At 67.1% G+C, this 11,844-nt stretch carries 9 protein-coding genes and 1 tRNA gene; 2 read left to right on the forward strand and 8 right to left on the reverse strand.

Going from position 1 to position 11,844, the window contains the following annotated elements; translation table 11 throughout:
- Positions 1–57 precede the first annotated feature (57 nt).
- A complete protein-coding gene (locus AX709_RS02390) occupies positions 58–537 on the reverse strand; it encodes an Lrp/AsnC family transcriptional regulator (protein ID WP_066479776.1) in 480 nt (159 codons plus the stop codon).
- A 143-nt stretch (positions 538–680) separates the two neighbouring features.
- Between AX709_RS02390 and ald the strand changes: the two genes are divergently transcribed.
- Positions 681–1,793, forward strand: a complete 1,113-nt coding sequence (ald, locus tag AX709_RS02395) for an alanine dehydrogenase (RefSeq protein WP_066479774.1) — start codon at positions 681–683, stop codon at positions 1,791–1,793.
- A gap of 10 nt (positions 1,794–1,803) precedes the next feature.
- Here the strand turns inward: ald and AX709_RS02400 are convergent, their stop codons facing one another.
- The 5 genes from AX709_RS02400 to AX709_RS02420 all read right to left on the reverse strand — a co-directional run bounded on the left by AX709_RS02400 (position 1,804) and on the right by AX709_RS02420 (position 6,812).
- Positions 1,804–3,507, reverse strand: coding sequence for an alpha-amylase family glycosyl hydrolase (locus tag AX709_RS02400; RefSeq protein WP_066546407.1), 1,704 nt, complete (start codon positions 3,505–3,507; stop codon positions 1,804–1,806).
- A 104-nt stretch (positions 3,508–3,611) separates the two neighbouring features.
- Complete coding sequence (locus AX709_RS02405) at positions 3,612–4,259, reverse strand: tetratricopeptide repeat protein (RefSeq protein ID WP_066546409.1); 648 nt, start codon at positions 4,257–4,259, stop codon at positions 3,612–3,614.
- Positions 4,260–4,269: 10 nt separating this feature from the next.
- Positions 4,270–5,322 (reverse strand): Glu/Leu/Phe/Val family dehydrogenase, encoded by a 1,053-nt coding sequence (locus tag AX709_RS02410; protein WP_066546418.1) that lies wholly within the window; start codon positions 5,320–5,322, stop codon positions 4,270–4,272.
- A 31-nt stretch (positions 5,323–5,353) separates the two neighbouring features.
- Positions 5,354–5,430: transfer RNA gene (locus tag AX709_RS02415), tRNA-His, on the reverse strand.
- Positions 5,431–5,507: 77 nt separating this feature from the next.
- Positions 5,508–6,812 carry an ATPase, T2SS/T4P/T4SS family gene (locus AX709_RS02420; protein ID WP_066546420.1) on the reverse strand — a complete coding sequence of 435 codons (1,305 nt, stop codon included), beginning with the start codon at positions 6,810–6,812 and terminating at the stop codon, positions 5,508–5,510.
- Positions 6,813–7,021: 209 nt separating this feature from the next.
- Between AX709_RS02420 and AX709_RS02425 the strand changes: the two genes are divergently transcribed.
- Entirely contained in the window at positions 7,022–7,693 is a 672-nt protein-coding gene (locus tag AX709_RS02425; RefSeq protein WP_066546423.1) for a prolyl hydroxylase family protein, read from the forward strand.
- An 81-nt stretch (positions 7,694–7,774) separates the two neighbouring features.
- Here AX709_RS02425 and AX709_RS02430 read toward each other — a convergent pair whose 3' ends face one another.
- A complete protein-coding gene (locus AX709_RS02430; protein ID WP_066479758.1) occupies positions 7,775–10,516 on the reverse strand; it encodes a TonB-dependent receptor domain-containing protein in 2,742 nt (913 codons plus the stop codon).
- A gap of 82 nt (positions 10,517–10,598) precedes the next feature.
- Positions 10,599–11,844 (reverse strand): hypothetical protein (locus AX709_RS18815; protein WP_066546426.1); only part of this gene is annotated, 1,246 nt, incomplete at its 5' end.

The following is an 11,844-nucleotide window of genomic DNA, read 5'->3' on the forward strand; positions in this document are numbered from 1 at the left end:
CCCGAAAAGCCTGGCCGCGCCGGTATCACCATGCGTTCGCGCTTGCAACAGGCCGACTCAGGGGCACCGTTCGCCGAACAGTGCATCGGCCTCCGACCGGGTCGGTACCGCGCGGAGCACGAAGCTGGAGCTGATCGTGTGGACGCCGGGCAGGCGGCCGAGATGTTCGCGATGCAGCCGCTCATAATCGTCGAGGTCGCGACACAGTACCTTCAGCCGGTAATCCTGCGATCCGGAAACAAGCGCGCATTCGACGATCCCGTCGATCGCGCCGATCGCGCGTTCAAACTGCGCCAGATCCTCCTCGACCTGTGTGCCGAGCTTGATGTCGACCAGCGCGATGACCTTGAACCCCAGGGCGCGATGATCGATCCGCGCGCCATAGCCGCGAAGCAACCCGGCTGCCTCCAGCGCCTGGATCCGCCGCGTGCACGCCGATTGCGACAGCCCGACTCGCGCGGCGAGCTCGCTGACCGAAGTCCGTGCATGCGCGGACAGATGGCTGAGGATGGCGAGGTCGATTCGATCGGTCTGCATGACTTGCGCATCCTAGCGCGGATTGGCGCAGGGTTCATGCAAAAGTGTGGTGCTGCCACCGCTGCCTTTGCAAAGACATCCGCCGCACGCTCGCGCTATGACACGCGCGACCGGCGACGAGGCCAGCGACGAGGAGAGTGACCATGCGCATCGGCGTGCCCAAGGAAATCAAGAACCACGAATATCGCGTCGGCCTGACCCCGCCTTCGGTGGCCGAACTGGTTTCGCGCGGACATCAGGTCGTCGTCGAGACAAAGGCGGGCATGGGGATCGATTTCGAGGATGCCGATTACGTCGCCGCCGGCGCGACCATCCTGCCGGATGCGGCGTCGGTGTTCGCGGGCGCGGACATGATCGTGAAGGTCAAGGAGCCGCAGCCGTCCGAAATCGCGCTGCTCGAATCGCGGCACACGCTGTTCACCTATCTCCACCTGGCCGCCGACAAGCCGCAGGCCGAGGGGCTGATGGCAGCCGGGGCGACCTGCATCGCATATGAAACGGTGACGTCCGACAGCCGGTCGCTGCCCCTGCTCAAGCCGATGAGCGAGGTGGCGGGGCGGATGTCGATTCAGGTCGGTGCGCATTATCTGGAAAAGGAACAGGGCGGGCGCGGGGTGCTGCTGGGCGGCGTGCCCGGCGTCGCGCCGGCCAAGGTCGCGATCCTGGGTGGCGGCGTGTCGGGCATCAACGCGGCGCAGATGGCGACCGGACAGCGCGCCGACGTGACCATCTACGACATCAACAACGACCGCCTCGCCGAACTCGACATGCATTTCGGCAGCACGATCAAGACCGCCTATGCGAGCAAGGCGGCGATCGCGGCGGCGGTGCGCAGCGCGCATCTGGTGATCGGCGCGGTGCTGGTCCCCGGCGCCGCCGCGCCCAAGCTGGTCACGCGCGAGATGCTCAAGACCATGAAGCGCGGTTCGGTGCTCGTCGATATCGCGATCGATCAGGGGGGCTGTTTCGAAACCTCGCGCGCGACGACCCACGACGACCCGGTTTATGTCGAGGAGGGCGTCATTCATTATTGCGTGGCCAACATGCCGGGCGCGGTGGCGCGTACCAGCGCGTTTGCGCTCAACAACGCGACGCTGCCCTTTGTCATCCGGCTCGCCGACCATGGTGCCGAGGCGGCGATGCAGGCGGACCGCCACCTGGCCAACGGGCTCAACGTGTCGGGGGGCAAGATCCGCCACCCGGCGGTCGCCGAGGCGCTTGACCTGCCGTTCGAGGCCTGGCCGGGCGCGCGCTGAGCGGCCCGCGTCAGAGCATTTCGAGCAGGATGACGTCCGCGCTCTTCGTCAATGCCACGCGGTCGCCGCGCACGGTCGACTCCTCGCCGCTATAGGCGTCGCGCACCCTCGTGCCCGGGGCGAACACGTCGTCGACCACGATGCTGTTCGCGCCGGGTGTGACGCCCGCCGCGACGACGATGCGGTCGCTGCCGCGCGAACCCTCCAGCACGCGCGCGAAGGTATAGGGCGCGCGCGACAGTTCGCGGTGCTTGCCCGCACCGAGCGCCGGATGCGCCTTGCGAAAGCGCCCGAGCCGCCGCCAGTGATCGAGAAGCGCGGCGTTGCGCTCCACCGCCGACCAGTCGAAGTTCGAGCGCAGGGTCGCGTCGCCGCGCGTGCCCGGCACGACCAGCGAGCGCCCGATCTCGTCGCCATAGTAGATCTGCGCGCCGCCCGGGCTCAGCATCAGCCGCGTCGCGTCGTCGCGCGCAGTCGCCCGTGTCGGATCGAACGGGTTCATGTCGTCGTGCGACGCGAGATAGTTGAGCACGCCGCGCCCCGCAAAATTGCCGCCGTTCAGGTCGGCGTCGAAAATGCGGTGCTGTTCGGGCATCGGCAGCGCGGCATGCGTCGGGAAGCCCATGTTGATCAGCGCGTCGAAGCCGTGCTGATAGAAATCGACCTGGCGGTCGCCATAGTCATAGCGGCGCTCGCGCGCGTGGCCGAAGCCGTCGAGGCCGAAATTGAACACCTCGCCGACCATATAGAAGGGCTTGTCGCCGGCGATCCGGTCGGGGTTGCGCGCGCGCCATTCGGCGAGCGCGATCTCCGCCTCACGCTTCAGGACACCCCAGATTTCGGGGTCGGTGTGCTTGGCGGTATCGACGCGAAAGCCGTCGACGCCATAATCGCGTACCCAGTCGGTCAGCCATTTGACGATGTAGTATTTGGGTGCGCGCGGATAGCCGGTGCGCGCGAAGAAGCGATCGAGCTCCGCCATCTCGCGCTCGTACCGGCCCTCCGCCCGCCAGCGTTCGACCATGAAGTCGGGCAACGCGACCGGCGTTTCGGATTCGGTACGGATGTCCTGGAGCGTGAACGACAATTCGCACGGCACGTTGCCCGCGAATTTCTTGTAATCACAGGCCGGGCCGCGGCGGACCCAGTCTTCCGGCCAGCGCGGGTCGCTGCGGTCGGTCACCGCGCCGGCATGATTGATGATGACGTCGGCGATGATGCGGATGCCGTGGCGATGCGCGGCGTCGATCATGCGGGCGAGGTCCGCCTCGCTGCCCAGCCGCGGATCGACCTTGCTCCAGTCGCGCGGCCAATAGCCGTGAAAGGGATAGCTGTAGCCCCATTCGCCCTCGATCACCGCGCCGTGGACGTTTTCGATCAGCGGAGTGGTCCAGATCGCGTCGACGCCCAGCGCGTCGAAATAGCCTGCCTCGATCCGCTGCGTGACCCCGGCAATGTCGCCGCCTTCAAACCCGCGCAGCAGGTCGGGCTTGCCGACCGCGGGAATGGCGGCGTCGTTGCCGCGATCGCCGTTCATGAAACGATCGGTCATCAGGAAATAGACGGTCGCATTGCGCCAGAAGGGGTCGACCGGCGCGGTCGCATCGGCTGCCGTCGCCGGCCGGGTCGGCGGCAGGGTCGCGCAGGATGCGAGCAACGTCGCAACCATCGGCGCCAGCGCAACGCCAAATCGTCCAAATCCGCGTGCCGTCATTGTCCTCTCCTGCTGGCGCACCGGTATCTTCCGGGCTGTGCGTCCAGCGTAGCGGCGCAACGGCGCACGACGCGATGTATTCGTATGTGATCGCCGGCGGTGGTTCAGGGGCGGGCGGGGGCGAGCGCCTGCATCGCGGCGAAATCGTCGAGCATCGCGAGCCGTTCGGCAATCGCGGCGCGCGCGTTGCTGCCGGGCGCGGTCCGTTCCAGCGCGGCGCGCCACAAGCTGCGGGCACGGTCGAAATCACCCGTCCGCGCCCGGCCGACGCCATAGAAATAATAGCCGCCCGGTGCCGATGGGTCGACGCGGATCGCCTGTTCGAACGCGAATTGCGCGGGCGGCGACAGGATGTCGCGGTCATGGTCGAGATAGGCGAGACCAAGGCCGCTCCACAGCGCAACGTTGCGCGGATCGCCCTGAAGCGCGCCGATCAGCAGCCGGATCGCCGAACCGGGCGATCCGACCCGGGTCAGCGCATCAGCGGCGACGAAGAACTGCGCGGTGCTGCCGAAGCGTCCGAACAGCTTCAGGCGCATCGACACGGTATCGGGATCGACCTGGCCGCGCGATGCGCGCGCGCCGGTGGGGCTGCCGGGCAGGGCAGGCCGCCCCTGCAGCGCATAGCCTGCCGCCGCCAGCATCATCGCCGCGCCGGCGAGCGACGCCAGCGTCCGGCTGAACCCCAGTGCCCATAGAGCCGCGCCCGCCGCTGCTGCCAGTCCCGCCAGGATCAGCCAGCCGACGAGCATCGCCGCGCGGTCAGCCCCGCCCGATCAGGCGGCGCGCGATCGCGTCGGCAACATCGGCTTCGGGCTGGCCGGTCCGTGCGCTCTCGTCCCACACCTGGACCAACCGTTCCGGGATGCGCGCGACGCGGGCCTCGACCTCGGCCCGGTCGCCCTGGCCCAGATATTCGAGCGCGACGTTGATGATGCCGCCAGCGTTGATGACGTAATCGGGTGCATACAGGATGCCGCGCGCGTGCAGCCGCGCCCCGTCTTGGGGCGTCGCAAGCTGGTTGTTCGCGCCGCCTGCCACCGCCTTGCACCGCAGCGCGGCGATCGTCGCCTCGGTCAGGATCGCGCCCAAGGCGTTCGGGCTTACGATGTCGGTGTCCAGGGTCAGCACCGCATCGGGATCGGCGATCGCCGCGCCCAGCTCATCCGCAAGCGCCTGCGCGCGCGACCGGTTGACGTCGGCGAGGGTCAGGACGGCGCCGTCGGCCGCGAGCAGCCGCGCGAGCCCGCCGCCGACGCTGCCCACCCCCTGGATCGCGACGCGAACGCCGCGCATGTCATCGGTGCCGAGTGCGCGTGCTGCGGCGGCGCGGACCCCCAGATACACGCCGCGCGACGTGTAGGGGCCCGGATCGCCGCCCGCGCTGCCGGCGCTGGCGGGAAGGCCGGAGACATGACGCGTCGTGGTTGCGATCGCGATCATGTCGGCTTCGGACATGCCGACATCCTCGGCCGTCACATAGCGCCCGCCCAGCGAGTCGATCGCGCGCCCGAACGCTGCGAGCAGTCTGTCGGCCTTCACCGCGCCCGGCGACGGAGCCAGGATGACGCCCTTGCCCCCGCCCATCGGCAGGCCCGCCATCGCATTCTTGAAACTCATGCCGCGCGACAGGCGCAGCGCGTCGGTGATCGCAGCGTCGCTGTGCGCATAATGCCAGTAGCGCACGCCGCCCGCTGCCGGACCCAGCGCCGTCGAATGAATGGCGATCACCGCGCGCAGCCCGGTGTCACGATCGGTGAACAGGTGGACGCCCTCATGGTCGTCGAAGTCGTCGAAACCCCAGTCGGTCGGCACGGCTGATTTCCCGGTTTTGGGGAAGGAGGAATGGGGCGACCGACGGGGATTGAACCCGCAACCTCTGGTACCACAAACCAGCGCTCTAACCAATTGAGCTACGGTCGCCGCGAAGCCGCGCGCTTAGCGGGCAGGGCCGGGCGGCGTCAAGCATATCAGTCGCGCGCCCAACCCCCAAGTCGCGGCTAGGCGGCGATTGGCGTCCCGCGCGACAGCCGCACCGCTTCCTCCGCACTCGTCGCGCCCTCGCGGACCAGCGCACGCGCCGCCGAGCCGAGGTTCGGCGTCTTCAAGAAGGCGTGGCGGGCCAGAATGGATTCGTCGCCGCCATCGGCGATCAGGCGGCGGATCGCATGATCGACCTCGACCAGCTCGAACGCGGCGATGAAGCCCTGGAACCCGGTTCCTCCACAAGCGTCACAGCCCGCGCCCTGATATACGATTGCGCCGGGATCGAAGCCGAGCAGCGCCGAAACCGACGGTGCCGCCTGGACCGGGAAGCGGCATTCCGGGCAAAGCCGGCGGACCAGCCGCTGCGCCATCACCGCACGCAACGATCCGGCGATCAGAAACGGATCGATCCGGAGCGCGCGAAGCTGCAGGATCGCGCCGATCGCGTCGGCCGCATCGGTGCGCGCGATCGTCATCGGTTGGGGCTGGGCGCTCTGGAGCGCAAGTTCCATCAGTGCGCGATCGGCGATGCCGTCGAAAGCGATCGCGTCTGGCTGATGCCGCGCGGCTGCACGAAGCATCTCGGCAATGCCCGAAGCACCGGGTTCGGTGACGGGGACATGGCCCAGGCCCGCGATCGGCGCGGACGGCCGGTCGCCGAGCGCCAGGACACTGCGCCCGCGCGACGCCATATGCTGCAGCATCGCCGTTATCGTCGAATGCCGGCCCGAACCGGGCAGGCCCCCGACCAGGATGACGCCCTCAGCCCGGTCGAGCAGTCGCGACAGGCGCTGGCGCGTCCCGTGCGACGCCCCGCCCAGTGCGATCATGCGCGGCGCGGTGGCGGCGGCCTTGAACTCGATATGGATCCGGCGTCCCTCGGCACAATCGAGCGCGCTGACCGACATGAACTCGCGCGTATCCCCGATCGTGCGGGCGACCGTCCGCTCGCCCAGATCGGCCGAGGGCGCGAGGATCGCGCGGACCGCAGCGCTGATGGGCGCGCTCAGAATGCTGAGCGTCTGCTGCCGCCCATCGATGCGCGTACGTACGGCATATGCGCCGCAATAGGGCTCCAGATCGAGCCCGGGCGCGCCCTGACTGCGTGCATCATCGACCATCGCGTCGAACAGCCAGCCCGCGACATCGTCGGCCGATGCACCTTCGGCCAAGGTGAAACGAATGGGCTGCTGGCGCGCCCGGCGGTCCTGCAACGCCCCGGTCACCTGTTCGATCGAGGCAACCGGCAGGGCCCATCCTTCCGACGATGCTGCCAATCGATGCGGTTCGGCCGCCACGTCTTCCGGTCGCCGCTCCATATCGCCCACCGTTCAAAGCCCCCGGCGCTGCCGTCCCGCCCGCTGTTGCGGGTCCGCGGACGCGAATTGCCGGCGGATGCGCCGACTTTTCCAAGCCGCAATTACGAACAAGATGTGACATTATTCTTTCAAAGGATCGGTGCGGGACGGCGCGGCGGATCGGCCGCCACGACTGGTGCGGCGATGCCGGTTTGGGCATGATAAACGGCATGGCGACGCGCGACCTTTCAATCACCCGGCTGGGTTCAGGCCACCCCGGCGAACCGATCATCGCACAGATCATGAGGCAACCGCGCGTGCAGCGCGTGCCGAGTCCCAAAGTCACGCTGTTCGTCTGTCGAGATTTCCTCGATGCGGCGCTTTGCGATGCGTTGATCGGCCGGATCGATCGCGATCGACGGCCGTCGACGATCGCCGATCCCAACGGCGATGCCTATTTCCGGACCAGCGAAACCTGTGATTTCGATGCCGCAAATCCGCTGGCCCAGGAGGTGGAGGCACGCATCAACCGCTTCTGCGGCATCGATCCCGCCCATGGCGAACCGCTGCAGGGGCAGCGTTATGCGGTCGGCCAGGAGTTCAAGCCGCACACCGATTATTTCTCGCCCCAAGGTGTCGATTTCGAGCGGTTCTGCGGCCGGTCGGGCAACCGCACCTGGACGGTCATGCTGTATCTCAACGTGCCCGAAGCGGGCGGCGCGACGCGGTTCAAGGCGATCGACAAGACGATTCAGCCCGAACGCGGCAAGCTGCTTGCCTGGAACAACAACCGCCCCGATGGCACGCCCAATCCGGCGACGATCCACCACGGCATGAAGGTGCGTGCAGGGACGAAATATGTCCTGACCAAGTGGTTTCGGGAACGCGCCTGGATCGGGTGACCGGGTAAGCCTGCAAAAAGACGGGCCCGAACCGAAGTCCGGGCCCAGCGGGGGGAAACCGATCGGCCCTTTAGCCGGCGATCACAGCTTGGCGGTCAGGCCCACCGTGAAGATGCGGCCCAGATCATAGGTGTTGTTGTCGATCCGGACGCCGTTTCCGAAGTCCTGGAACTCCTGATAGCGCGTGCCGGTCAGGTTGCGGCCCTCGAACTTGAGCTCGAATTCGCGCTCGCCGAAGCGGATGCCCTGGCGCGCGACGACGTCGAGGCGGATGCCCGGCCGCTCGGTCAGGTCGGGCAGGCGGACGCCGCCCGAAGCCGAGGTCGGCCCGCGGTTGGTGACGCGCTCGCTCGCATAGTTGAACAGCACGGTCAGCTGCGACAGGCTCTTGGTGTCCTCGATGCCGAGCTGAAGGTTGACCAGATGGTCCGACTGACCGGTCAGCGGCGCGCCATCCTGGAACAGCAGGTTGGCGGGTCGCAGCAGATTGTTCAGCGGGTCGGGAACACCCTGGTTTCCGATGATCAGTTCCGACTGGGTGTAGGTATAGTTGGCCAGCAGCAGCAGGCGGCGGCTGGCGAAAAAGTCACCCAGCGTGTCGAGCGGCACGTATTTCACAGCTTCGATTTCGCCGCCGTAAAGCTGCGCCGCTGGCGCGTTCGAGAAACCGGTCTGGATCGCGTCGGTACCCGCCGGGAAGAACGAGACCTGTTCGATCGGGTTCTGGATGCGCTTGTAGAAACCGGCGACGGTAAGCCGCTGTTCGCGCGCGAAGAACCACTCGAACCGCGCCTCCGAATTCCACAGCTGCGAATCGATTAGGAACGGGTTGCCGAGAAACTGGCGATCCGATTCATAATCCTGGTAGATCTGGCGCGCCAGTTCGCGGAACTGCGGACGCGCGACGGTCACCGACGTGTGCAGCCGCAGCTGCATGTCGGATGCGAAATTCCACGTCAGCGTCGCCGACGGCAGCCAATAGTCGTTCGCGATCAGCGTTGCGGGGACATTGCCGCCGGACGGCAGCACTTCCTCGATCGCGTCCTCGTAACGCACGCCGGCGGTGATGCGCATGCCATCGATGATCTCGCCCTCGAGCTGGGCATAGACGCCATGGATGCGCAGCGACGCGTCATAGGCCGCGGCACCGAGCTGGGTCGACTGGTTCTCCAGGAAGATGCAGCTTTCGTCGGCGGCGAGGTTGAGCGCGGCGCGGTCGCAGCCGTTCAGAATGTTGAAGTCCGAGAGCAGAAAGTCCGGGCGCAGCTGCGAGAAGGCGAGGCCCAGGGCACCGCCGCGTGCGCGATAACGGAATTCGTAACGGCTCGAGCTGCGGTCGGAGTCCTGATAGGCATAACCCGCCGACACGGTGATCGGCCGGTCGAAATTGAGCTCGTAGCTGAAATCGACCGCACCCGACCACAGGTCTTCGTTCAGGTCGTTGAACGAGACCGTCGCGCTCTGGTTGCTGCTGCCGCCCAGATTGTTGACGTAATCGCCGACGACCGGGCTGTATTCATAGCGGAAGGCGCGCTCATAGGGTGACTCGCGCTTGGTGTTCGCATAGGCGCCGCGCACATCGATGTTGAGCTGGCCGATCTCGAACTCGCCGACAAACTGTGTCGTGAACAGCTGGCGCTCGAACCAGTTGGTATTCTGTTCGATGAACGGCGCGTTGCCGTCGATGAAGCCGCCGATGTTCGAGCCGGTGCCCGCACCGAGCCGGCCCTGCTTGAGCGTGTCGTGGACGTAGAGGTTGGTCAGACGCACCCGCTGTTCGCCGAACTCGGCGCCGATCCCGATCAGGCCGTTTACGATGATGCGGTTGTCGGTCAGGACCGTGCGGAAATCGCGGTTGATGCCCGCGCCGGTGCCGTCGTCGGTGGTCTGCTGGATTGCGTCACGCGTCCGCCAGCCGTTGGAGATGCCGCCCGCCGCGATCAGGCCGATCCGCGTCGCGCCGACGTCGAACGACGTGCCCGCGCTGACCTCGCCCGACCAGTTGGCCGGAAGCTGTGCCTGTTCCTGCAACAGCGTGGTCGGCGCGTTCGACAGCGTGGCCAGCTGCGAGAACGAGTTGATTGAGGTGATGTTGCGACCGGCTTCGTTGATGAAGCCCGGCACGCTGCGCTCGCCGTCGTCATAGCCGAAGACATCGGCCGAACCGCCGTCATAGACATAGCCGAGTTCGCTCGACGTGACGGTGTCGAACCCGACGCTGCCGCCGAAGTCGAGGAAACTTTCCTTGGGCACCGCACGGGTGGTCAGATTGATCACGCCGCCGCCGAATTCGCCGGGATAATTGGCCGACGCGCTCTTCTGGACCAGCGCCGAGGCGACGAGATTGGTCGGGAAGATGTCGAGCGGCACGACGCGGCGCAGCGGTTCGGGGCTGGGCAGCGGCGAACCGTTGAGCAGCGAGGAGGAATAGCGATCGCCCAGGCCGCGGACATAGACGAAGCCGTTGCCGACGACGCTGAGGCCGGTGACGCGCTGGAGCGCGCCGGCGATGTCGCCTTCACCCGTGCGTTCGATGTCGGCGGTCGACAGGACCGAGATCACCTGCGGCGTCGCGCGGATCACATTGGGGATGTTGCGGCCGACGACGACGATGTCCTCGCTCGAGTCCGACGCGCCGGGCGCGGAAATCTCGACCTCTTCCTCGACCTGATCCGGCTCGGCGGTCTGGCCCGGGTCAACGGTCTGGCCCGCGGGCGGCGTCGACTGGGCGTCACCGGCGGCCGCGTCCTGCGCCAGCGCGATGGGCGCCACCAGGTGCGAGGACAGGAGCAGCAGCGTTCCGAATGCGAGTTGCTTTTTCATCTTTGATATCCGGATCAGGGGTCTGGAAAGCACGAGGGAGCGAGGCAGCGTCGCGCTGCCCCGCTCCCGTGACGTCCGTGGCTCAGGTGCTGGGAACGGTGGTGCAGTTCCCGCTCGTCGCGCCGAAGTTGGCGCGGTTCGAGTTGCACGTCCAACCCTGGTACCAGGTGTCCGCCGGCCCGCTGATCGCGCCGACATAGGTCGTGTTCACCAGGAACGACGACCCCGCCGGATTGAGCGACGCTGCCGCGAACGGTGTCACCGCCAGCGCCGCCGTGCCGGGCAGGTAGACGTTGGCGACCGCGCCCGCCGCGGTGCCGTTGGTCACGTTGTTGGTGCCGGCATTGACGACCGCCAGCTGCTGGGCATTGGTCACCGTCACGCCGCCCTGGGTCGTTTCCGCCGAGAAGGCGGCACCGCAGGCGAAATAGACCGAGTTGAAGGTCGGCGGACCGACATCCTGCAGCGCCGAATTGGCGGCGCGGATGGTGGTGGCTTCGCCGTTCACGACCGCACCGGCGACGATGTTCAGGCAGGGCTGGGGGCTCGCCAGAATGCCGTTGACGAAGGTGAAGTCGGCGCCGCCACGCAGGCGCAGGCCGGCGTTCGTGCCCGTGCTGGTGTGGACGAAGGTGAAGTTCGCGATCCGACCGAACTGACGCGGCAGCGCGTCTTCATTGTTGTTCGAGTCGATTTCCATCACGTAGTTGTCGGACTGCGTGTTGTTCGGCCGCTGGATGACCAGCATGAACTGCAGGAAACCGCGCCAGCCCACATCGGTATCCAGGCCGTCGTCGTCGGCGCCGGTGATCACCCAGTTGCGGCCGTTGTGCGTGCCGCCGAAGATTTCGACGCCGTCGTCCGAGCTGTTGTGGACCTGGAGGAACTCGATGGTCGTGCCGCTGCCGACGCCGCCGGTGGTCAGGCCCTGAAGCTCGTTGTTCGGGCTGATGACGGTGCCCGAATAACGGATCTGGACATAGCGCAGCACGCCCGAATTGTCGCCCGGGGTGGCACCGCCGTAGAGCGCGTTGCCGGTGCCTTCGACCACGTTCTCGCAATCGACCGCGCCGCCGGTGACGGTCGAGAGGTTGCAGTTGGAAACCGGCGCGCGACCGGCGATGATGACGCCGCCCCACAGGCCCTGGTCGCTGTCGGTGACCGCGCCGGTCAGGTTCTGCTGCGCGGTGAAGATGATCGGGCGCGCCGCGGTGCCGTCGGCGATGATCGTCGAGCCGCGGTTGACGATCAGGAAGTCGTTCGCCGCATTGGTGGTGTTCGCGTAGATCACCACGCCCGGCTCGATGGTCAGCGAGCCCGCCTGGCCC

The organism is Sphingomonas sp. CCH15-F11 (assembly GCF_001557005.1).
Classification (GTDB): domain Bacteria; phylum Pseudomonadota; class Alphaproteobacteria; order Sphingomonadales; family Sphingomonadaceae; genus Sphingomonas.

Bases quoted from the DNA above. Each gene is read 5' to 3' on its own strand.
- ald (WP_066479774.1), top strand. From the start codon at position 681: ATGCGCATCGGCGTGCCCAAGGAAATCAAGAACCACGAATATCGCGTC.
- AX709_RS02425 (WP_066546423.1), top strand. From the start codon at position 7,022: ATGGCGACGCGCGACCTTTCAATCACCCGGCTGGGTTCAGGCCACCCC.
- AX709_RS02390 (WP_066479776.1), bottom strand. From the start codon at position 537: ATGCAGACCGATCGAATCGACCTCGCCATCCTCAGCCATCTGTCCGCG.
- AX709_RS02405 (WP_066546409.1), bottom strand. From the start codon at position 4,259: ATGCTCGTCGGCTGGCTGATCCTGGCGGGACTGGCAGCAGCGGCGGGC.
- AX709_RS02400 (WP_066546407.1), bottom strand. From the start codon at position 3,507: ATGACGGCACGCGGATTTGGACGATTTGGCGTTGCGCTGGCGCCGATG.
- AX709_RS02430 (WP_066479758.1), bottom strand. From the start codon at position 10,516: ATGAAAAAGCAACTCGCATTCGGAACGCTGCTGCTCCTGTCCTCGCAC.
- AX709_RS02420 (WP_066546420.1), bottom strand. From the start codon at position 6,812: ATGGAGCGGCGACCGGAAGACGTGGCGGCCGAACCGCATCGATTGGCA.